This window comes from Azospirillum endophyticum, from assembly GCF_016595245.1.
Classification (GTDB): Bacteria; Pseudomonadota; Alphaproteobacteria; order Azospirillales; family Azospirillaceae; genus Azospirillum; species Azospirillum endophyticum.
Genome location: NZ_JAENHM010000023.1, coordinates 57401 through 78789, shown reverse-complemented (window position 1 = coordinate 78789; position 21389 = coordinate 57401). Strand labels below are relative to the sequence as shown.

Annotated in this window: 16 protein-coding genes; 14 read left to right on the top strand and 2 right to left on the bottom strand. The window is 69.1% G+C overall.

Features of this window, described 5'->3' with window-relative positions; genetic code table 11:
• Window positions 1-227: 227 nt before the first annotated feature.
• From JHL17_RS06575 to pseG, 6 genes are all read left to right on the top strand, one after another.
• Complete coding sequence (locus tag JHL17_RS06575; protein ID WP_200191282.1) at window positions 228-1544, top strand: dicarboxylate/amino acid:cation symporter; 1317 nt, start codon at window positions 228-230, stop codon at window positions 1542-1544.
• Window positions 1545-1783: 239 nt separating this feature from the next.
• Window positions 1784-4096 carry an NADP-dependent malic enzyme gene (locus JHL17_RS06570; RefSeq protein WP_200191280.1) on the top strand — a complete coding sequence of 771 codons (2313 nt, stop codon included), beginning with the start codon at window positions 1784-1786 and terminating at the stop codon, window positions 4094-4096.
• Between the two features lie 98 nt (window positions 4097-4194).
• Window positions 4195-6210, top strand: coding sequence for a tetratricopeptide repeat protein (locus JHL17_RS06565; protein WP_200191278.1), 2016 nt, complete (start codon window positions 4195-4197; stop codon window positions 6208-6210).
• Window positions 6207-10328: a tetratricopeptide repeat protein gene (locus JHL17_RS06560; RefSeq protein ID WP_200191276.1), complete on the top strand. Its 4122-nt coding sequence runs from the start codon at window positions 6207-6209 to the stop codon at window positions 10326-10328. The genes JHL17_RS06565 and JHL17_RS06560 overlap by 4 nt, the downstream gene beginning before the upstream one ends.
• A 186-nt stretch (window positions 10329-10514) precedes the next feature.
• Complete coding sequence (locus JHL17_RS06555) at window positions 10515-11240, top strand: sugar phosphate nucleotidyltransferase (protein WP_200191274.1); 726 nt, start codon at window positions 10515-10517, stop codon at window positions 11238-11240.
• Between the two features lie 145 nt (window positions 11241-11385).
• Window positions 11386-12495, top strand: coding sequence for a UDP-2,4-diacetamido-2,4,6-trideoxy-beta-L-altropyranose hydrolase (gene pseG, locus JHL17_RS06550; protein ID WP_200191272.1), 1110 nt, complete (start codon window positions 11386-11388; stop codon window positions 12493-12495).
• Between the two features lie 17 nt (window positions 12496-12512).
• Here the strand turns inward: pseG and JHL17_RS06545 are convergent, their stop codons facing one another.
• Window positions 12513-13022 carry an RT0821/Lpp0805 family surface protein gene (locus tag JHL17_RS06545; protein ID WP_200191269.1) on the bottom strand — a complete coding sequence of 170 codons (510 nt, stop codon included), beginning with the start codon at window positions 13020-13022 and terminating at the stop codon, window positions 12513-12515.
• A 170-nt stretch (window positions 13023-13192) separates the two neighbouring features.
• On the opposite strand from JHL17_RS06545, the gene JHL17_RS06540 reads away from it, so the two are divergent.
• From JHL17_RS06540 to JHL17_RS06505, 8 genes are all read left to right on the top strand, one after another.
• A complete protein-coding gene (locus JHL17_RS06540; protein ID WP_200191267.1) occupies window positions 13193-14809 on the top strand; it encodes an acyl-CoA synthetase in 1617 nt (538 codons plus the stop codon).
• A gap of 4 nt (window positions 14810-14813) precedes the next feature.
• On the top strand, window positions 14814-15551 hold the full coding sequence (locus JHL17_RS06535) for a sulfite exporter TauE/SafE family protein (protein WP_200191265.1): 738 nt from the start codon (window positions 14814-14816) through the stop codon (window positions 15549-15551).
• A 43-nt stretch (window positions 15552-15594) separates the two neighbouring features.
• Complete coding sequence (locus JHL17_RS06530; RefSeq protein ID WP_200191263.1) at window positions 15595-16299, top strand: ABC transporter ATP-binding protein; 705 nt, start codon at window positions 15595-15597, stop codon at window positions 16297-16299.
• Between the two features lie 137 nt (window positions 16300-16436).
• Window positions 16437-17432, top strand: coding sequence for an ABC transporter substrate-binding protein (locus tag JHL17_RS06525; protein ID WP_200191261.1), 996 nt, complete (start codon window positions 16437-16439; stop codon window positions 17430-17432).
• A gap of 3 nt (window positions 17433-17435) precedes the next feature.
• Window positions 17436-18203, top strand: a complete 768-nt coding sequence (locus JHL17_RS06520) for an ABC transporter permease (RefSeq protein WP_345773762.1) — start codon at window positions 17436-17438, stop codon at window positions 18201-18203.
• A gap of 34 nt (window positions 18204-18237) precedes the next feature.
• A complete protein-coding gene (locus JHL17_RS06515; RefSeq protein ID WP_345773761.1) occupies window positions 18238-18915 on the top strand; it encodes an ABC transporter ATP-binding protein in 678 nt (225 codons plus the stop codon).
• A gap of 191 nt (window positions 18916-19106) precedes the next feature.
• On the top strand, window positions 19107-19496 hold the full coding sequence (locus tag JHL17_RS06510; protein WP_247893366.1) for a DUF2946 family protein: 390 nt from the start codon (window positions 19107-19109) through the stop codon (window positions 19494-19496).
• A gap of 211 nt (window positions 19497-19707) precedes the next feature.
• Window positions 19708-20235 (top strand): copper chaperone PCu(A)C, encoded by a 528-nt coding sequence (locus tag JHL17_RS06505; protein ID WP_200191255.1) that lies wholly within the window; start codon window positions 19708-19710, stop codon window positions 20233-20235.
• Between the two features lie 70 nt (window positions 20236-20305).
• Here JHL17_RS06505 and kdgT read toward each other — a convergent pair whose 3' ends face one another.
• Entirely contained in the window at window positions 20306-21322 is a 1017-nt protein-coding gene (kdgT, locus tag JHL17_RS06500) for a 2-keto-3-deoxygluconate transporter (protein WP_200191253.1), read from the bottom strand.
• Window positions 21323-21389 lie beyond the last annotated feature (67 nt).

Below are 21389 nucleotides of genomic sequence, written 5' to 3'. Positions count from 1 at the left end.
GCGCTGTGAACTGTGCGGATTTTCGCACATCGCCTAGCCCACTGTCGTGCGGAATCTCGCCCACCTCATTTCGGCAAATGCTTGATGTTGCTGGATTCAGCAATTGGCCCGCCACTTGCTTTCTAGAGCAATCAGTTGGGTCGCCCGCCTAGCCGGTGCAAATGCCGGACGAAAGAACGGGCCCCTGTCAGGAACGCCGTTCTGAGGAACGCCACGAGGAGAGCAGCATGAGCGCAGACGCGACCACCGTCCGTCCGGGTGCGGTGAAGAAGCCCTTCTACACCAACCTGACCTTCCAGGTTCTGACCGCCATCAGCATCGGTATCCTGCTGGGGCACTTCTACCCGTCCATCGCGGTGCAGATGAAGCCGCTGGGCGACCTGTTCATCAAGATGGTCAAGATGGTCATCGGGCCGATCGTCTTCCTGACGGTCGTCACCGGCATCTCCTCGATCGGCAATCTGAAGAAGGTCGGCAAGGTCGGCGGCAAGGCGCTGCTGTATTTCGAGGTGGTGACCACCTTCGCGCTCGGGATCGGGCTGCTGATCGTCAACCTCGTCCGTCCCGGCGCCGGCATGAACATCCTGCCCGGCCAGCTGAAGGCCGACGCGGTGCAGAAATACGCCACCACCGCCCATGAGCATGGCTTCATCGACTTCATCGTCGGCATCGTGCCCGACAACGTCGTCGGCGCCTTCGTCCAGGGCGACATGCTGCAGATCCTGTTCTTCGCGGTGGTGTTCGGCGTCGCGCTCTCCGCCATGGGCCAGAAGGGCAAGGTGGTCGAGGACATCTTCGACAAGATCGGCCACGCCCTGTTCGGCGTCATCGGCATCCTGATGCGCGTCGCCCCGGTCGGTGCCTTCGGCGCCATGTCCTTCACCATCGGCAAATACGGCATCTCGTCGCTGACGGCGCTGGGCCAGCTGATGGCGTCTGTCTACATCACCATGGCGATCTTCATCTTCGTCGTGCTGGGCAGCATCGCCAAGGCCTACGGCTTCAGCATCTGGAGCTTCATCCGCTACATCCGCCAGGAACTGCTGATCGTGCTCGGCACCTCGTCTTCGGAATCCGTGCTGCCGCGGATGATGGAGAAGATGCAGAAGTTCGGCTGCTCCAAGCATGTCGTCGGCCTCGTCATCCCGACCGGCTACTCCTTCAACCTGGACGGCACCTCGATCTACCTGTCGATGGCCGCGATCTTCATCGCCCAGGCCTTCAACGTCGACCTGACGATCTGGCAGCAGCTCTACATCCTCGTCATCCTGATGCTGACCTCCAAGGGGGCGGCGGCGGTCACCGGCGGCGGCTTCGTCACGCTCGCCGCCACCCTGTCGGCCACCGGCGTGCTGCCGATCGAGGGGCTGGCCCTGCTGCTGGGCGTCGACCGCTTCATGTCGGAAGCCCGCGCCCTGACCAACCTGATCGGCAACGGCGTCGCCACCGTCGTCGTCGCCAAGATGGAAGGCGAGTTCGACGAGAGCAAGGCGGTCGCCGAGTATCAGCAGCACTTCAAGGAGCCGGCGCTGGCCCGGATCTGACGATCCGCAAGAGACGCGCGGCACGCATGCAGGGCCGGATTTGGAAATTCCGAAGATGAGCCATCCGGCCCTCCAGAGGATCCTGTAAGATCAGGGGACGCTTCGATTTGGTTCGAATCGTCCCCTTCTCATTTTTCCGGGGTGGTTGGCGCGTCAGCCTCAATGGGGTATAACCGCCGCCCAGGTGAAGTGAACACAAAGAATTAACTGAAATCTCGTTAACCGGAGGAAGAGACCCGATGTCCGGCGATTTTGAAGCGATGGCGCTTGAGTATCACCGCAACCCGCGGCCCGGTAAGCTGGCGGTCGTCGCAACCAAGCCCATGGCCAATCAGCGCGATCTGGCGCTGGCATATTCGCCGGGCGTGGCCCATGCCTGCACCGCCATTGCCGAGGATCCGTCGAAGGCGGCTGAACTGACGGCGCGCGCCAATCTGGTCGCCGTGGTCACCAACGGCACCGCCGTGCTGGGGCTCGGCAACATCGGGCCGCTCGCCGCCAAGCCGGTGATGGAAGGCAAGGCCGTCCTCTTCAAGAAATTCGCCGGCATCGATTGCTTCGACATCGAGCTGAACGAACTGGACGTCGATGGTCTGGTCGACACCATCGTCCGGCTGGAGCCGACCTTCGGCGCCATCAACCTGGAAGACATCGCCGCCCCCGCCTGTTTCGAGATCGAGCGCCGCTGCCGCGAGCGCATGAAGATCCCGGTGTTCCACGACGACCAGCACGGCACCGCCATCGTGGTCGGCGCCGCAGTGCTGAACGGCCTGGCTCTGGTCGGCAAGGACATCTCCACGGTCAAGGTGGTCTCCACCGGCGGCGGCGCCGCCGGCATCGCCTGCCTCGACCTGATGCTGTCGCTCGGCGTGCGGCGCGAGAATGTCTGGCTGGTCGACCGCATCGGCGTGGTCCACAAGGGCCGCAACGAGGAGATGAACGAGTACAAGGAGGCCTACGCGCACGAGACCGAGGCGCGCGTGCTGTCGGACGTCATCGACGGCGCCGACATCTTCCTCGGCCTGTCCGGCGCCAAGGTGCTGAAGCCGGAACTGCTGGCCCGCATGGCCGACAAGCCGCTGATCCTGGCGCTCGCCAACCCGGAACCGGAGATCATGCCGGATCTGGCGCGCGAGGCCCGTCCGGACGCCATCATCGCCACCGGCCGTTCCGACTTCCCCAACCAGGTCAACAACGTCCTGTGCTTCCCCTTCATCTTCCGCGGTGCGCTGGACGTCGGCGCCACCACGGTGAACGAGGAGATGAAGATCGCGGCGACCCACGCCATGGCCAACCTCGCCCGCGCCGAGCCGTCGGACGTGGTGGCGGCGGCCTATGTCGGTGAATCGCTGCGCTTCGGCCCGGACTACATCCTGCCCAAGCCCTTCGACCCCCGGCTGATCGTCGAGGTGTCGTCGGCCGTCGCCAAGGCCGCCATGGAATCCGGCGTCGCCACCCGGCCGATCGCCGATTTCCGCGCCTATCGCGACCAGCTCAACCAGTATGTCATCCGCTCCGGCCTGTTCATGAAGCCGGTGATCACCAAGGCCAAGACCGCGCCCAAGCGCGTCGTCTATGCCGAGGGCGAGGATCCGCGCGTGATCCGCTGCGCCCAGGTGGTGGTGGACGACGGCCTCGCGCATCCGGTTCTGATCGGCCGCCGCGAGGTGATCGAGCGCGTGATCGGCGAAATGGGCCTGCGCCTGAAAGTCGGCCAGGACGTGGAGGTCATCGAGATCATCCGCGACCCGCGCTATCACAACTTCACCGAACATTTCCGCAAGCTGATGGGCCGCCGCGGCGTGTCGCCCAGCCATGCCGCCAACGTGGTGCGCACCCAACCGACCGTCTTCGGCGCGCTGATGGTCCGCCGGGGCGAAGCCGACGCGCTGGTCTGCGGCACCACCGGCCGCTTCAACGAGCATTGGGCGCACATCTGCGGCCTGATCGGACTGCGCGACGGCGTGAAGGTCGCGGCGACGATGAATGCGCTGATCTCGCAGAAGGGCGTCCACTTCATCACCGACACCTACGTCAACCCCGACCCGACGGCCGAGCAGGTGGCCGAGATCGCGCGGCTGGCGGCGGACGAGGTGAGGCGCTTCGGCATCGAGCCGAAGGTGGCATTGCTCTCCCATTCCAACTTCGGCAGCGCCGACACCCCGTCGGCCCGCAAGATGCGTGCGGCGGTGGAACTGGCGACCCAGCAGATGCCGGACGTCGAGATCGACGGCGAGATGCACGCCGACGCCGCCCTCGCTCCCGCCCTGCGCAAGGAGCTGCTGCCGGACAGCCGGCTGAAGGGCGAGGCGAACCTGCTGGTCATGCCGACGCTGGACGCCGCCAACATCGCCTTCAACATGATGAAGATCCTGGGCGATGCGCAGAATGTCGGCCCGATCCTGCTGGGCGTCCAACGTCCGGTCCACATCGTCACCCCGTCCGTCACCACCCGCGGTCTGGTCAACATGACCGCCGTCGCCGTGGTCGATGCCCAGCTCGCCGACCCGGTCGATGCCGCTCCGAGCCCGCCGGCGGGGGTCGGCGTCTAAAGCGGGAACAAGGCATGGGCGCGGTGATCGCCGCGCCCATTCCCCTGCGTCCAATTCGTGCTATCCCTTAGCCGTCGCCAACAGGGACGGCCGAGGGGATGAATCGCAAGCCGCGCAATTCCGCAACTGCCGCCGGCAGCTCCGCCGCCACCGCCGCGGCACTGGTGGGGCGGGCGGTGCCGCTGCACCAGTCGGGGCATTTGGCCGACGCGGAAGCGCTGTATCGCCAAGCGCTCGCAGCCCAGCCGCGCCATCCCGACGCCCTGCATCTCCTGGGCATGGTCGCCTGCCAGACCGGCCGCTTCGCCGATGCCGCGGATCTGATCGCGCAGGCGGTGGCGGCCAAGCGCGATGTTCCGGATTACCACGCCAACCTCGCCTACGCCCTCCAGGCGCTCGGCCGGTCCGCGGAGGCCGAGCGGGCGGCCCGCAACGCCCTGCGCCTGCGCCGTCCCTTTCCGGAGGCGGCCAACACGCTGGGCAATGCGCTGAACGCCCAGGGAAAGGCCGCCGAGGCTGCCGACGCCTACCGTGCCGCCCTTCGCGCCCGTCCCGATTACACGGAGGCGGAGGGCAACCTGGGCGCGGTCCTGCGCAGCCTCGGCCGCTCGGCAGAGGCTGAACCGCTGCTGCGCCATGCCCTGGCCGGCAATCCGACCCTGACGGAGGCGCGCGCCGCCCTCGGCCTCGCCCTGCTCGACCTTGGACGGGCCGACGAGGGGGAGATGGTGCTGCGCGCGGTGTTGGCCCGCAAACCGGCCCAAGCCGCCGCAGCCCTGGCATTGGCCGGGTCGCTGCAACGGCGTTGCGGGGATGCGGAGCCGGCCTACCGGCGCTACCTGACGCTGGAACCGGCGGAAGCCGAGGGCTGGAATGCCTTCGGCCTCGCTCTGCAGAGCGCCGACCGCATGGAGCCCGCCGCCAAAGCCTTTGCCCGCACCTTGCGGCTCGATCCAAAGATGGCCGAGGCGGCGACCAACCTCGGCACCATCCGCCGCTTGCAGGGACGAACCGCGGACTCCGCGGATCTGCAACGCCATGCGCTGGATCTGCGCCCTGGATATGCTGCAGCCCACACCAACCTGGCGCTCGCCCTTCAGGATTTGGGCGACGAATCCGGTGCAGAGCGGGAGTTCACCCGCGCGTTGGAGGCCGATCCGGCGCAAGCGCTCGCCCGTTTCAACCGCGCCATCCTGCGCCTGCGGCAGGGCCGGCTGGCGGAAGGCTGGGAGGATTACGCCGTCCGCTTCGACTCCGGCCGTCTGGGGCCGAAGCGCCCCTTCGGCATCCCGGAATGGGACGGGGGCGATCTCGCCGGACGCCGCCTGCTGCTGTGGGCGGAACAAGGGCTCGGTGACGAGTTGATGTTCGGCTCCCTGCTGCCGGAGGCCATTGCCAGTTTTCCGAACACCATCGTCGAATGCGATGCACGGCTGGCCCCGCTGTTTCGGCGCTCCTTTCCCGGAACCATGGTACGGGCACCGACACGGCGACCAACCGACGCCGACTGCCATCTGCCCTTCGGGGGCTTGCCGCGCCTGTTGTGGAAGATTGCTCCGGTCACGCTGCCGCCCACCGGCTGGCTGAAGCCGGATCCGGCCCTGGCGTCGGCATGGCGGTCACGCCTGGATGCCCTTGGTCCGGGCTTGGCGGTCGGCATCGCCTGGACCAGCCGGCGCGTCACCACCGAACGCCGACGATCCTATACGTCCCTGGAGGAGTGGACGCCCCTGCTGAACCTGCCCGGCCTGCATGCCGTCAGCCTGCAGTATGACGGACGGGAGGAGGAAATCGCAGCCACCGAGGAGCGGCTGGGCCTGCGCATCCACCGTTGGTCCGACTTGGATCAGGTCGCCGATCTGGACGGCACCGCGGCCCTCATGGCGAACCTGGATCTGGTGGTCACCGTCGCATCGTCCAGTGGGGAGATGGCGGCGGCGCTGGGCACTCCGGTCTGGCGGCTCGGCCGACGGGATTGGACCCAACTCGGCACCGCAGTGCGCCCGTGGTTCCCGTCGATGCGCTGCATCCACCCCGATGGAGGTGATGGCCTAGACGGGGCGATTTTAAAGGCATCACAGTTTCTTGGAAGCTTTTCCGCAGGTGCCCTGTGAGCGCTCCGGACTGGTTCGCCGAGGCGCTACGCCTTCATCAAGGCGGTGCGCTGGATCTGGCGGAACCCTTGTATCTGCGTGTGCTCCAGGCCGAGCCACACCATGCCGATGCCCTGCATCTTCTGGGCATCCTCAACCATCAACGCAATAATAACGCACAAGCCATTGTTTTAATTGATATGGCAATCGATTTCGCGCCGGAGGTAGCGGATTATCACGCCAATCGCGGCATCGTCCTGCAACGGCTTGATCGCCTTGGAGAAGCGGAAACGGCACAGCGCCGGGCGCTGGAGTGCGATCCCACCCACATCGGCGCCCATTTCAATTTGGGGCTGGTGCTGGCGGCACAGAACCGGCTGCTGGAAGCGACGGGCCATTATGCCGAAGCCGCTCGCCTGTCGCCCGGCTTGGCCGATGCCCATCTGAATCTCGGCGCCGCCCTTCAGGGGCTCGGCCGGTCGGAAGAGGCATTGGCCGCCCATGCCAGGGCGGCGGAATTGTTGCCCGGAGACCCGCGCCCCTGGACGAACCGCGCCGTCAGCCTGCGCCATCTCGGCCGGCTGGAGGCCGCCGCGGATGCCTTGCGGATGGCGGCGACGCTGGGTGGCGGCATGGCCGATCCATCGGCGCTCTCCGCCCTGGCAGCCGCGTTCCATGCAGCCGGACGCATGGAGGACGCAGCGGAGCGTTACGCCGACGCGCTGCGCTTTGATCCGCGTGATACTTTTTCTCTCAATGGCTTGGGGATCTGTCTTAAAGCTCTTGGACAACTGGATGATGCCGCCGCCTGCTTCGATGCCACCACCGCCATCCAGCCTGATCATGCCGATGCGCTGGACAATCTCGGCAGCGTCCGCAATGCCCAGGCCCGATATGCCGAGGCGGAGTCCCTGCACCGGTTGGCGATCGGCCATCGCCCGGACTTCGCCGGTGCCTGGAACAACCTGGGCAACGCCCGCCACGCTGCCGGGCGCACCGCAGAGGCTTGGCCGGCGTGGCATGCGGCAATGGCGCTCGATCCGACCCTGCCGGAAACCCACACCAACCTGGGCAATGCGTTGCGCAGTGCCGAACGCTTCGCCGAAGCCGAAAAGTCGCAGCGACGCGCCATTCTGCTCGCCCCGCTGGAGGCGCCGGCCCGCAACAATCTGGGGCACCTGCGCCAAGGCCGGCACGAGCACGCCGGTGCCGCTGACTGCTACCGCAGCGCCTTGGCACTGGCCCCCGCCTATGGCGAGGCCTGGAGCAACCTCGGACTGGCCTGTCAGCGTCTCGGCAACGGCGAAGCGGCGGAACGCTGCTATGATCGCGCCCTCACGCTGCGGCCCGACCTATCACTGGCGCACTTCAACAAGGGACTGTTGCGGCTGGAGGCCGGCGATCTCGACCATGGCTGGCCCGGCTATGGATGGCGCTTCGGCTCGGGACAGGTCGGACAGGGCCGCCATCCCCGCGCCCAGGCTTGGCGAGGCGAGGAGCTGACCGGCCGCCGGCTGATGGTCTGGGGAGAGCAGGGGGTGGGAGACACGATCCTGTTCTCCGTCCTCTGTTCCGAGCTGGCTGGACGCGCGGTTTCCACCATCCTGGAGGTCGACCGCCGTCTGGTGCCGCTGTTCGCCCGCTCCTTCCCGAGGCTGCGGGTGCGGCCGCAGGCACTGGATGCGCAAGGACGGGAAGCGATGGCCATCCCGGACTATGATCGGCATGTGCCGATGGGATCTTTGCCCCGGGTCCTGCGACGGCGCTTGGCCGATTTTCCGCCCGGCCGTTCCTGGCTGGTGCCTGAGGCCGGGTTGGCGGAGCGCTGGCGGGACCGGCTGGGAAGGCTCGGCCCCGGCCTTCGCATCGGCATCGGCTGGCGCAGCCAGATGATCACGGCGGAGCGCAGCATCGCCTATCTGCCGCTCGATCGCTGGGCGCCGCTGTTCGCGCTGCCCGGTATCCATTGGGTGGTGCTGCAGTATGGCGAGGTGGAGGAGGAGGTCCGGCAGGCCGAGCACCGTTTCGGCATTCGCCTGCACCGCTGGGACGACCTCGACCGCAAGGACGATTTCGACGGCGTCTCCGCCCTGATCGCCGGGCTGGACCTCGTCATTTCGCCCGCCATGTCGGTCGGCGAGCTCGCCGGCGCGCTGGGCACCCCCGTCTGGCGCTTCGGCACCCGCGACTGGACGCAGTTGGGCACCGGGATTCGTCCCTGGTACCCGTCGATGCGCCTGTTCCAGCCACGCCCGGGCGAGCCGCTGTCGGCCACGATGGCCGATATGACCAGCGCCCTCGAAGCCCTCCTCCCCACGACGGCCGCCCACCTCCCGCCGGCGAAGCGGTCGGAGGCGGAAGATGCACGGCGGCCAGCCGCCCGGAATCCCACCATCACCCGATTATCGACAGCGTCCCCCGATGCCGCCCTCCCGCCTACCCCCGCTATCGGCGGGAGGAGGGTTTCCGCAAAAGGAGAGACGCTGGCGGCGCAGGCGGTCGCCCTGCATCGGGATGGCCGCCCGGAAGACGCCGCAAGTCTCCACCGCCAAGCCGTCGTTGCGAACCCGGCCCATCCGGCCGCCTGGACCAATGGCGGCCTCGCCCTGCTCCGGCTCGGCCGCGTCGAGAATGCCATGCATTGGCACCGGCGGGCGGTGGCGCTGAACCCCGCCTTTGCCGAAGCCATGGGCAATCTCGGCGTGGCCCTCCAGGCCGCCGGCGCCGCGGAAGAGGCCGCGAGGCTGCATCGCCGCGCCATCCGGCTGCGCCCGTCGCTGGCGGAAAGCTGGGGCAACCTCGCCGCGGCCTTGCTCGCCTCCCGGCGATTTGCCGAGGCCGAAGCCGCCTGTACCCGCGCGGCTGTCCTGGCGCCGTCCCTTGCCGGGGCGTTGGTCACGGCCGCAGCGGCGTCGAAGGGGCAGGGGCGTTTCGCCGAGGCGATCCGGCAATGCCGCCGAGCCCTGCGCATCGTTCCGGCTTCGGCCAAGGGCTGGTCGAATCTTGGCATGGCCCTGGCCGGGCTCGGGCGCTGGGACGACGCGCTGCATGCCCATCGGCGCGCGACGGCGCTTGCTCCCGACCAGCCGGACATGCTGGTGAACCAGGGCCATACGCTGCTGATGCGGGGAGAGCGCCGGCTCGCCTCGACCTGCACCGGGCGAAGCCTGCTGTTGGCACCGGACCGGACCGATGCCCGGATGAACCGTGCCCTGCTGCGATTGGCCGAAGGCGATCTCGGTGGCGGTTGGCGGGATTACGCCCACCGCTTCGCCACCGGCGAGGCCGTGTCACGCCGCTTCGCCATTCCCGAATGGCAGGGCGAAGCTCTGGCTGGTCGCCCCATCCTGGTGTGGGGAGAACAGGGGCTCGGCGACGAGATCCTGTTCGGCACGGCGCTGCCCGACCTGCTCCGTGAAGCCGGCCGCGTGATCGTGGAATGCGACCCGCGCCTGACCGGTCTGTTCGCCCGCGCCCTGCCGGGCGCGGAGGTTCGGGCCCCCACGCCGGATCCGCGTGACGCCGATTGTCACGCCCCGATGGGCGGCGTCGCCGCCCGGCTGCGGCCGACCCTGCGACATTTCCCGGCAGCCGGCCCCTTCCTGATCCCCGAACCGCGGCTGGCGGCGGAATGGCGCGGCCGGCTGGCGGCGCTCGGCCCGGGACTCCGGGTCGGCATCTGCTGGCGCAGCAGCCGGATGACGGCCGACCGGGCCGGTGCGTACAGCCGGATCGAACAATGGGGACCGGTCTTCGCGGTGCCGGGCGTGACCTTCGTCACTCTTCAATATGACGAGTGCGGGATGGAACGGGATGACGCCCTGCACCGCTTCGGCACACCCCTTCACCACTGGCCCGGCCTCGACCAGAGGAACGATCTGGAGGGTGTGGCCGCGCTGATGTCCGGCCTCGACCTCGTCATCTCCGCGCCGACCGCGGTGGGGGAACTGGCCGCGGCGCTCGGCGTCCCGGTGTGGCGGATCGGTGCGGCTGGGGACTGGTCGGCGCTGGGGACGATGGTGCGCCCCTGGTTCCCATCCATGATGCCTGTCGGCCATGCCGGCGACCAGGATGTCGCCCTGGCCGCCGTCGCCCGGCGCCTGCGCCGTCTGGCCGAGGGAGGTCGGGCGGTGACATGACCATCGGAAGGGGGCGGTCCGCGCGATTCCGCATTGCGATTCCGGCGCGCGCCCATTATCGACTATGGCCGCCGGGTCCCGCGCAGGGTGGACGGGTGACCCGGCGCCCGCGTCGTCGTAAGCTGCATGAAGAGCTGGGCGGCGACAGCGGGACTTCTGGGCGGAGTTTCTGGGAAAGGACGGTCGGTGCGGTCTGAGGACGTTCTTGCCAACATAGACGTCGCGGTGCTCGCGGGCGGGCTGGGGACGCGCATCCGGGGCGTTCTGGGGGACACACCGAAGGTCCTGGCCCCGATCGCGGGCCGCGCCTTCCTCGGCCATCTTCTCGATTACCTGTCGACCTACGGATCGCGCCGCGTGGTTCTGTGCCTGGGCCATCTGGCCGACCGGGTCACCGCTTGGCTCGCCCGCGGCGATTCCGCCGGAACCATCGACGTGGTCTGCCAGATCGAGCCGCGTCCGCTCGGGACGGCCGGTGCGCTGGGCTATGTCCGCAAGGAATTGCGCAGCAGCACCATCATGGTCGTGAACGGCGACACCTTCCTCGATGCCGACCTGCGCGCCTTCATCGCCTCGCACCGCCTGTCCGGGGCGGAGGCATCGGTGCTGTGCGTGACGGTGGAGGACGCCTCCCGCTTCGGGCGGGTGGAGATCGGCCCCGACAGCCGGGTCCGCCGCTTCCTGGACAAGGCGCCGGGCGCCGGTACCATCAATGCCGGGGTCTACCTGTTCTCCGCAGCCTTTCTCGACCGCTTCATCGCGGCAGGGGCGGTGTCGCTGGAACGCGACGTGCTGGAAAAGCTGCCGCCCGGCACGCTGAACGCCCATGTCGCCAAGGCGCGCTTCCTCGACATCGGAACGCCGGAAAGCCTCGCCACCGCCGCCAGCGTGATCGCCGGCCGGGAGTCCTGACGGCCTCAATTTGCCCCTGGGCCTATGGCCGTCTGCCGCTGGACTCGGCACGGTGTGCCGGGCCAAGATGCGCCTCGCCCAGCCCCGGCGCCCGCACCCACGGCGTCAGGCCGGACAGCCGCGCCGCCCTCTCCGGACCAGTGCCATGGCCGTCATCCTCATTCGCGCCGATGCGTCGCCCACCATCGGCACCGGCCATGTCATGCGCTGTCTCGCCGTGGCCGAGGCCCTGCGCGACCAGGGGCACGAGGCGCTGTTCGCCTGCGTCGAATCCACGTCCGCCATCGACCGCCGCCTGTCTGCCGAAGGCTTCCGCCATGTCTCCGTCGTCGGCCCGGTGGGCGAGGCGGCGGATCTGGCCGCCACGCGGTCGCTCCTGCGGCGGGAGCATGGCACCGCGGTGATGCTCGACGGCTACCGCTTCGGCGAGGCTTACCGTGCCGGGCTGCAGGCCGCCGGCGCCCGGGTGCTGGCCTGGGACGACCTGGGCGACGGCACGCCGCTCCATGCCGATCTCGTCGTCAACGCCGCGCCGCGGGCTGCAGCCCTTCCCTATGGCGAGATGGCGCCCGGTGCCGTCCTGCTGCTCGGCCCTGCCTACGCACCGTTGCGGCGGGAGGTGCGGCTGGCGGCGCAGGAGCCGCGGCGGACCATCGCCGACCGGCCGGTGCTGCTGGTGACCTTCGGCGGCTCCGACCCGCTCGCCCTGACCGGACCGGTCCTGGAGGCGCTGGCGCTGGGCGGACGCGCTGGGGTGCGGCCGGATGGCTGCCGCATCGTCGCCGTCGTCGGCGGCAGCAACCCGCGCGCGGCCGACGTGACGGAGCTTGCCGCCCGTCTCGGTTCCGACACGGTGTCCGTGGAGATCGACTGCCCGCGGATGGGCGCGCTGATGGCCGATTGCGGTCTGGCGGTTTCGGCCGGCGGCGGCACCATGGGAGAGCTGGCGGCTCTGGCGGTGCCGACCCTGCTGGCGGTCACCGCCGACAATCAGGCGATGGCGAGCGGTGACGCCGCCGAATTCGGCTGGTGCGCGGCGGTGGACGCCCGCGGCGGTGTTCCGGCCGAAGTGGCGGCGATCATCGCCGAACGCGCGCTCGCCCTGTGGTCGGACGCCGGACAGCGCCAGCGGATGCAGGACGCCGCCGCCGCGCTGCCGCTGGATGGCGACGGGGCGATGCGCATCGCCAGCGCCCTCACCGGTCCGGTGCCCAAACCCGGCAACGCCGCCCGGCGACGGGCGGCGTTGACCTGAACCCTTCCGGCAGGGCGTCAGCTGACCACGCGCCAGGTGCCGTCCTGCTGCTGGCAGGCGGTGCCGAAGCCCTGCTGGGTGCGGCCCTGGACCACGATGGTGGTCTGGTATTCGCGGCAGAGCTGACCCTGCGGCCCGGTCCCCTCGCGCACGGGCGTATAGGTGCCGTAATTGCCGGTCTCCGGATTGTTCCAGCGCACGGTGCTGCCGGTCGGCGCGCTGTAGGCGTTGACCGCCGCCTGCTGGGCGTAATTCTGGTCGGCGCGGTCGAGCGAGGCGCCGGCCGCGTTGCCCAGAGCCGCACCCAGCAGGGTGCCGACGCCGACCGCGACCAGCTTGCCGCTGCCGCCGCCGAAACGCGAGCCCGCCAGACCGCCGACGACACCGCCCAGGACCGTGCCGGCCGTCTGCTTGTTGGCGCTGACGCCGCCATAGGAGTCGCCGTAGCCGGGCTGGGCGCAGCCGGCGAGCGGGGCGGCGAGCAGGCTGGCGGACAGCGCGGCGGCGAGGAAGGGGCTGGCTTTCATGGTGGCTCTCGTCCTTTTGGGGTCGTCACGAAACTGGTCGTTCCTGACGCCATCAACATGGCTGACCCGCATCTTATTCCCGGTGCGTGACGCGGTGCCTCGCTTGCTCCTATGATCGGATCAACGGTTCCACAAAGGAATCGACGGCAAGCCCTTGGGAGGGAACGAACATGCTGCCCAACGCGGACAGCTATGAGGGGGTGTCCCGCGCCTTCGCCTGGCGCGTCCCCGACCGCTACAACATCGGCGTCGACGTCTGCGACCGCTGGGCGGAGGCGGAACCGGGCCGGATCGCCCTGATCCACAAGCTGCGTGACGGCGGGGTCGAGGAATACCGCTTCTCCGACATCCGCGCCCTGTCCAACCGCTTCGCCAATGCGCTGGCCGCCCAGGGCGTGGCCCGCGGCGACCGGGTCGGCATCCTGCTGCCCCAGTCGCCGGAAACCGCCATCAGCCATGTCGCGGTCTACAAGCTGGGCGGCATCGCCGTGCCGCTGTTCTCGCTGTTCGGGGTGGAGGCGCTGGAATACCGCCTGGCGAATTGCGGCGCCCGCGCCGTGGTCACCGACGCCGCCGGGGCCGCCAAGATCGCGCAGATCCGCGACCGCCTGCCGGAGCTTCAAGCGGTGTTCCGCGTCGACGGCCTGGGACCGGGATGCCTCGACTGGCATGGGCTGTGCGACGCGGCGTCGGATGACTTCACACCGGCCGATACCGGGCCGGATGACCCGGCCCTGATCATCTACACGTCCGGCACCACCGGCCAGCCGAAGGGTGCGCTGCATGCGCACCGGGTTCTGCTGGGCCATCTGCCGGGCGTGGAGATGTCGCACGACCTGTTCCCGCAGCCGGGCGACCGCATCTGGACGCCGGCCGACTGGGCCTGGATCGGCGGACTGCTCGACGTGCTGCTGCCGGCCTGGCACCACGGGGTGACCGTGGTCTCCCACCGCTTCGAGAAGTTCGACCCTGAGGCGGCCTTCGCACTGCTGGCCGAATTCCAGGTGCGCAACGCCTTCCTGCCGCCGACCGCGCTGAAGATGATGCGGGCGGTGAAGAACCCGCGGGCGCGCCATCCCATCGCCATGCGGTCCGTCGCCAGCGGCGGCGAGACGCTGGGCGCCGGGCTGCTCGACTGGGGCCGCGAGACCTTCGGCGTGACGATCAACGAGTTCTACGGCCAGACCGAATGCAACATGATCGTCTCCTCGGCCGCCACCCTGATGGCGCCCAAGCCCGGCATCATGGGCCGCCCGGTTCCCGGCCATGACGTGGCGGTGATCGACGCGGAGGGCAACCGGCTGCCGCCGGGACAACTCGGCCTGATCGCGGTGCACCGGCCCGATCCGGTGATGTTCCTCGGCTACTGGAACAACCCCGAGGCCACCGCGGCGAAGTTCATCGGCAACTGGCTGGTCACCGGCGACCAGGGGGAGTTGGACGAGGACGGCTATATCCGCTTCGTCGGGCGCGACGACGACGTCATCACCTCGGCCGGCTACCGCATCGGCCCCGGCGAGATCGAGGACTGCCTGATCGGTCATCCCGCCGTCCGCATGGCGGCGGTGGTCGGCGTGCCCGACCCGCTGCGCACGGAGATCGTCAAGGCCTTTATCGTGCTGCAGGAGGGCGTGACGCCGGACGAGGCGCTGGTCGCCTCGATCCAGGACCATGTGAAGACCAGGCTGGCCGCGCACGAATATCCGCGCGCCATCGAATTCCTGGAAAGCCTGCCCATGACCACGACCGGCAAGATCGTTCGCCGGGAGCTGAGAAACCGCTCGTAATATCATGACCGAATTGATTTTATTGGCCGCGGCGTTTCTGGCCGGGGCGATGAACGCGGTCGCCGGCGGGGGGAGCTTCCTGACCCTGCCGGCCCTGATCTACGCCGGGGTGCCGCCGGTCGCCGCCAATGCCACCGGAACGGTCGCCCTGCTGCCCGGCTACGCCAGCGGCGTCTACGGCTATCGCCAGGACCTGACGCCGGTCGGTGCGCTCGGCCTGCCGCTGCTGTCGGCGGTCAGCCTGGTCGGCGGGCTGGCCGGCGCCGGACTGCTGCTCGTCACCCCGGATTCGGTGTTCCGCGGCATCGTGCCGTGGCTGCTGCTGGCGGCGACCGGGCTGTTCGCCTTCGGCACCATGCTGGCGCAGCGGCTGCGCAGCCTGGGGCTGCACGGCAACGGGGCGATGCTGGGCACGCTGTTTGCCGTCTCGGTCTATGGCGGCTATTTCAACGGCGGGCTCGGCATCCTCCTGCTGGCGCAGCTCAGCCTGTTCGGCATGACCGACCTCAACGCCATGAACGGGCTGAAGAACCTGTTCTCCGCCGTGCTGACCGCCATCGCCGTGGTGGCCTACGCCGCGGGCGGGGCGGTGGATTGGCCGAAGGCTTTGCTGATGACGCTGGCGGCGGTCGCCGGCGGCTATGTCGGGGCCAGGCTGGGACGGAAAATCCCCAAGCACGTCCTGCGCGCCGGCATCATCGCCGTCGGGCTGGTGATGAGTGCGGTGTTCTTCCTCAAATGATCGCGCTATAGAGGGCGCTCTCCGCCTTATGGACCCCACCGCCATGCTGACCGTATCCGACCTCGACCTGTACTATGGTGACGCCCAGGCGCTCGACGGCGTCACTCTGCAGGTGGCGGCGGGGCAGACCACCGCCATCGTCGGCGCCAACGGGGCGGGCAAGACCTCGCTGATCCGCAGCATCGCCGGCATCCTGAAGCCGGCACGCGGCAGCATCCGCTTCAAGAACCGCGAGATCGCCGGGCTGCCCAGCCACGTCGTCTGCGACCTGGGCGTGGGGCAGGTGGCGGAAGGGCGGCAGATCTTCCCGACGCTGAGCGTGCGGGAGAATCTGGAGATGGGCGCCGTCATCCCGCGTGCCCGCGCCACCGCGCGCCAGACCTACGACCGCGTTCTGGACCTCTTCCCCCGCCTGCGGGAAAGGCTGGACCAAGCGGCGGGCACCCTGTCCGGCGGCGAGCAGCAGATGCTGGCCATCGGCCGCTGCCTGATGGGCAAGCCGGAACTCATCATGTTCGACGAGCCCTCGCTCGGCCTGTCGCCCGCCCTGGTGCAGGAGCTGTTCCGCATCATCCGGGCACTGGCTTCCGATGGCATGACGATCATCCTGGTCGAACAGAATGTCGCGGCGTCCCTGCGCATCGCCCAGACGGCCTATGTGCTGGAAAACGGCCGGGTGGTGCTGTCCGGAACGGGAGAGGCGCTGCTGGCCGACCCGGCGGTGAAGCAGGCGTATCTGGGGCTGTGACCCCGTCACCGCTCCAACCGGGAGCGGCCTGCCGGCGCTACCTCCCTTATCCTCCTATCGTTGAATATACGAACCATCTACACTCCCCTTAAGCTGGCAGTCCATCCAACGAGACCAACCAACACCGGGCGGGGAGCATGGCGGCAGGCTGCACCAGACGGGCGACATTGCTGGCGGCCGGTGCGCTGCTGGCGTCGACCACCTTCGGGCACGCCACTGCAGCCGGCCGGCCGGTGGTGCGCGCCGGGGTGCTGAAGTTCGGCACGGTCAGCTGGGAACTCGACACCGTCCGCGCCAACGGCTTCGACCGGCAGGCCGGAATCGACCTGCAACTGGTGGAACTGGCCGGCAATCCGGCGACCCAGGTCGCGCTCCAGGCCGGCGGGGTCGAAATCATCGTTTCCGACTGGCTGTGGGTGTCGCGGATGCGCAGCAAGGGGGAGCCGCTGTGCTTCATCCCCTATTCGACCGCCGTCGGCGCGCTGGTGGTGCCGGCCGGCTCCGGGATCGCCGAGGTCGGCGACCTGCGGGGCAAGCGCATCGGCGTCGCCGGCAGTCCGCTCGACAAGAGCTGGCTCCTGCTGAAGGCTCTGGCGGCCGACCGGCATGGATTGTCGCTCGACCGCGATGCCCAGCCCTTCTTCGCGGCACCGCCCCTGCTGAACGGCAAGATCGCCGACGGCGAACTGGATGCGGTCCTGACCTATTGGCCCTTCGCCGCCCGGCTGGAGGCGAAGGGTCTGCGCGTGTCGCTGACGGTGGCGGACATGCTGGACGCCTTGGGCCAGCCGGCGACGGTGCCCTCCATCGGCTATGTCTTCCGCGAGGACTGGGCACGCGCCAATCCGGACGCGCTTACCGGCTTCCAAACCGCGACGGACCGGGCCAAGGCCCTGCTGACGCAGTCCGACGCCGCCTGGGAGCGCCTCGCCCCGCTGATGCAGGCGGAGGACGGCGCCACCTTCCGCACGCTGCGCGACCGCTACCGGGACGGGATCCCGCACCGCTGGACCGAGGAGGAGCGGGCAGGGGCCGCCAAGCTCTATGCGCTGCTCGCGCGGCTTGGCGGGCGGGACCTGGTCGGCGATGCGCCCACCATAGCGCCCGGCACCTTCTGGACCGGCGGAGCGTAGCGGGTGCGCCGCGCCCTGATTCCCGCCCTGATGCCTCTGGCGTCGATCCTGCTGCTGCTGGCGCTGTGGCAGGGGGCGACGCTGACGATCGGCGGGCGGCTGCTGCCGGGACCGCTGGTGGTGGCCCAAGCCCTGCTGCGCGAGGCGGAGAGCGGAGCGCTGTTCCATCACATGGGCGTCACGCTGCTGCGGGTGCTGGCGGCCTTCGCGCTCGCCATGTCGATCGGGGTCGGGCTCGGCCTGCCGATGGGACGCTCGCCTTTCGTGGACCGGCTGTTCGGACCTTGGCTGGTCTTCTTCCTGAACCTGCCGGCCCTGGTGGTCATCGTGCTTGCCTATGTCTGGTTCGGACTGACCGAGGCGGCGGCCATCGGCGCCGTCGCGGTCAACAAGATCCCCAACACCGTGGTTCTGGTGCGGGCGGGTGCTCGCGCCATCGACGAAGGGCTGGTCGACATGGCCCGCGTCTACCGCCTGTCGCCCGCGGACCGGCTTCGCCATGTGCTGCTGCCGCAACTCACCCCCACCATCGCCGCGGCTGCGCGGTCCGGCCTGGCGCTGATCTGGAAGATCGTGCTGGTGGTCGAACTGCTGGGCCGCAGCGATGGTGTCGGATTCCAGATCAACCTCCTTTTCCAGACCTTCGATGTCGCAGGAATCCTGGCTTACACCATCGCGTTTGTGGCCGTGGTCCAGCTTCTGGAATACGGCGTCCTCCAGCCTGTCGAGCGGCATTGCCAGCGGTGGCGGCGGATGCCCGCTGAGGCTTGAGATCCGCTCCAAGCGCTTCGGCGCGGTGGAGGCCGTGCGCGGCCTGGCCCTGTCCGCCGCGGCGGGGGAGGTCGTGGCGCTGGTCGGTCCCAGCGGCTGCGGCAAGACGACGGCGCTCGGCATCGTCGCCGGGCTGGACCGCGCCTTCGACGGCATGGTGGAGATCGGCCCGCGGCCGGATGGCGGAGCGGCCAAGCTGGGCTATGTGTTCCAGGAGCCCCGCCTGCTGCCTTGGCGCAGCGTGCGGCAGAATCTGGCCCTGGCCCTGCCACGCCCGCTGCGCCGGGGGCCGGCGGTCGGTGCCATGCTGGATGCGCTGGAACTGACGGCCTTCGCCGACCGCTTCCCGACCCAGCTGTCGCTGGGTATGGCGCGGCGGGTGGCGCTGGCCCGGGCCTTCGTGGTGGAGCCGGATCTGCTGCTGATGGACGAGCCCTTCGTCTCGCTGGACGAACCGACGGCGCTCAGGCTGCGCACGCTGCTGACGCAGCTCCTGGACCGGCGGCCGGCCACCGTGCTGCTGGTCACGCATAATCTGCGCGAGGCCTTGGCGCTTGCCGACCGTCTGCTTCTTCTGGCGCCCTCACCTGGACGGGTGGTGGCGGAGGTTCCGGTGACCGTTCCCCGCGCCGCCCGCGACGACGGCACCGTCGAGGCGCTGCGCCGCGACCTGCTGTCCCGGCCGGAGCCGGCCTTCCGCCTGCTGGCCTGACTTTGCGGGCCTGACTCTGCGGGCCGACCCTTCCCGGCTTGTGGGTCCATTTGCCGCTCGTCCCGTCAAGCGGGCTGCGGTATCTTGCCCCGCTGCCGGGTTCGCCCGGCATCTTGCAGGGATGGCGGAGCCGGATGGCCTTCGGTCGGTCGACAGTGCGGCGGGTACGGAGACTCGGCCTCGTGGCCGGGATGGCCGCGCTGTTGCTGCAGGTCATCGCCTGGGGCTGGATGACGCCGGTCACGGGGACCGTCGGGACCGGAGAGACGGCGGCGCTGCTGATCTGCTCCTCCGGCGGCCTGACCACGATCCAGGCCGATGCCGCCGATTACGGCATCGCCGAATTCGGGGTCGTGCTCGACGGAGATGGCGAAGCCAAGTCGCCGGAGTCCTCGCATCCCGGTACCGGACATTGCCCCCTCTGCCCGCTGGTGGCCGGCTTGGCCTTGCCGCCGCCCCTCCTGGCGGTCGGCCCGGCCTTTGCTGCGGTCCGCGACACCCGCCTGTTGCCGGCCGAGCGGATCGCGACCGGTTGGTTCCTGTCGACCCTCCGGGCCCGCGCTCCTCCGTCACTCGCCTGATCCCCGGCCGTCAAGTCACCGATACCGATATCGCGCCACCGAGCATCGTCATGCCCGATCGCCGTCCAGACCACCAAGTCTGGCCCGGCACATCCGGCGTGTGGTTCCGGGCGTGCAATCCGAAACCGGAAATTCCGATCGCTGCCCAGCGGCATCCGCCGCCGTGGCGGCCCCCTCAGCCGTTCACATCCGCATTCCAGGAGAAGATTTGATGAAGCGCATCCTCGGCATCGCCGCCGCACTTGCCCTGTTCGGTGCCGGCCCCGTCCTGGCTCACAGCTACAAGGCCGGCCCGATCGAGATCGGCCACCCCTGGGCCCGCGCCACCGCGCCGTCGGCACCGAATGGCGGAGCCTATCTGTCGCTGACCAACACCGGGGCCACGGAAGACCATCTGGTCTCGGCCTCCACGCCGGTCGCGGAGAAAGCGGAACTGCACACCCATCTGAACGAGAACGGCGTGATGAAGATGCGCGAGGTTCCGCCCATCGCCATCGCTCCGGGCCAGGAGGTGAAGCTGGCGCCGGGCGGGCTGCACATCATGCTGCTCGGCCTCAAGCACCCGCTGGAAAAGGGCGCCCGCATCCCGATGACCCTGCGCTTCGAGAAGGCCGGCACCGTCGACGTGGAGATCGCCGTCGAGGCGGCCGGACAGAGCGCTCCCCAGGCCGAAGGCCATATGGCGGGGATGGGGGCTGCCGGTCACAGCCACGGCGCCGAGCCGGCCCAGAAGCAATAAGTGATAGGTGAAAAGGCCGCTGGCGGGGTAACCGCCGGCGGCCTCGATCCGAAGTTTTCCTGAAGCTCGCTCACTCGGCCGGGGCGATGCCCACCGGGCGGGAGAGCTTGGCCGCCTCGGCAGCCATGTAGCGCGGCGACAGCACGCCGAAGCGCCGCGCCCACCACGCCGTCAGCGGCGGCGTCAGCAAGGCCGTGACCACCACGCTGGTGGCGATCAGCGCTGTCGCCGACGGGGCGACCGGCGCGAAGGACGGCTCGATCGCGGCGATGATCGGCGGCACCGTCACCGCGGCGCCGGCGGTCGACGCCGCACCGATGCCGGCCGTGCCGTTGCCCTTCGCCAGCAGGATGTCGGCCAGAACCAGCATGAAGCCGGTGACGGCGATCACCGTCAGCCCGAGCACGATGCCGAGCAGGCCGGTGTTGAGGATCGTCGAGAAGTTCAGGTTATTGCCCAGCGCGAAGGCGAAGAATGGCACCATCACGGACACGCCCTGGGTGAAGAAAGCCCGCAGATCCTTGTCCAGGTTGCCGAGGACGAAGCCGATGATGAAAGGCAGCAGGGCACCGACCATCGTCTGCCAGGGAAAGGCCGCAAGGCCGGCGATGCCCAGCGTGACCATGGTCATGAAGGGCCCCGATTCCAGGCACATCAGGCAGAAGGCGCCGGCTTCCTCCTTGGTGCCGTACTGCTGCATCAGGGCCATGTACATGCCGCCGTTGGTGTCGTTCATCACGGCGATGATTGCCAGGACCGACAGGCCGGAGAAGAAGCCGGAGGTGATGCCCTCCGCCGGAATGAACCAGGAGGCGATGACGCCCGCCATCGCGGCGGTGAGGATCTTGACCGACACCAGCACGCCGCTCTTGCGCAGGACCAGCGGCGTGGCCTTGAGGCTGATGCTCGCGCCGATGCAGAAGAACCACACCGACAGGATCGGCAGCGTGCCGGTGATGAGCCCGTTGGTGAAGGATCCGAAGAATTTGCCTGTGTTGGGAGCAAGCGTGTTCAGGCACGCGCCGAGAAACAGGGGGACGATCATCATCCCGCCGGGGATGCGGTCGATCCGGGACTTGATGTTCATGGCCGACACTCCTTCGAATTTCATCCCGTCGCCGCCGCGCCCCATTGCTGTCGGGCATGACACAGCG

What these genes read in the sequence shown, in the direction of transcription:
- JHL17_RS06575 (WP_200191282.1), top strand. Translation starts at nt 228, where the DNA reads ATGAGCGCAGACGCGACCACCGTCCGTCCGGGTGCGGTGAAGAAGCCC.
- JHL17_RS06570 (WP_200191280.1), top strand. Translation starts at nt 1,784, where the DNA reads ATGTCCGGCGATTTTGAAGCGATGGCGCTTGAGTATCACCGCAACCCG.
- JHL17_RS06565 (WP_200191278.1), top strand. Translation starts at nt 4,195, where the DNA reads ATGAATCGCAAGCCGCGCAATTCCGCAACTGCCGCCGGCAGCTCCGCC.
- pseG (WP_200191272.1), top strand. Translation starts at nt 11,386, where the DNA reads ATGGCCGTCATCCTCATTCGCGCCGATGCGTCGCCCACCATCGGCACC.
- JHL17_RS06545 (WP_200191269.1), bottom strand. Translation starts at nt 13,022, where the DNA reads ATGAAAGCCAGCCCCTTCCTCGCCGCCGCGCTGTCCGCCAGCCTGCTC.
- JHL17_RS06540 (WP_200191267.1), top strand. Translation starts at nt 13,193, where the DNA reads ATGCTGCCCAACGCGGACAGCTATGAGGGGGTGTCCCGCGCCTTCGCC.
- JHL17_RS06535 (WP_200191265.1), top strand. Translation starts at nt 14,814, where the DNA reads ATGACCGAATTGATTTTATTGGCCGCGGCGTTTCTGGCCGGGGCGATG.
- JHL17_RS06530 (WP_200191263.1), top strand. Translation starts at nt 15,595, where the DNA reads ATGCTGACCGTATCCGACCTCGACCTGTACTATGGTGACGCCCAGGCG.
- JHL17_RS06525 (WP_200191261.1), top strand. Translation starts at nt 16,437, where the DNA reads ATGGCGGCAGGCTGCACCAGACGGGCGACATTGCTGGCGGCCGGTGCG.
- JHL17_RS06510 (WP_247893366.1), top strand. Translation starts at nt 19,107, where the DNA reads ATGGCCGCGCTGTTGCTGCAGGTCATCGCCTGGGGCTGGATGACGCCG.
- JHL17_RS06505 (WP_200191255.1), top strand. Translation starts at nt 19,708, where the DNA reads ATGAAGCGCATCCTCGGCATCGCCGCCGCACTTGCCCTGTTCGGTGCC.
- kdgT (WP_200191253.1), bottom strand. Translation starts at nt 21,322, where the DNA reads ATGAACATCAAGTCCCGGATCGACCGCATCCCCGGCGGGATGATGATC.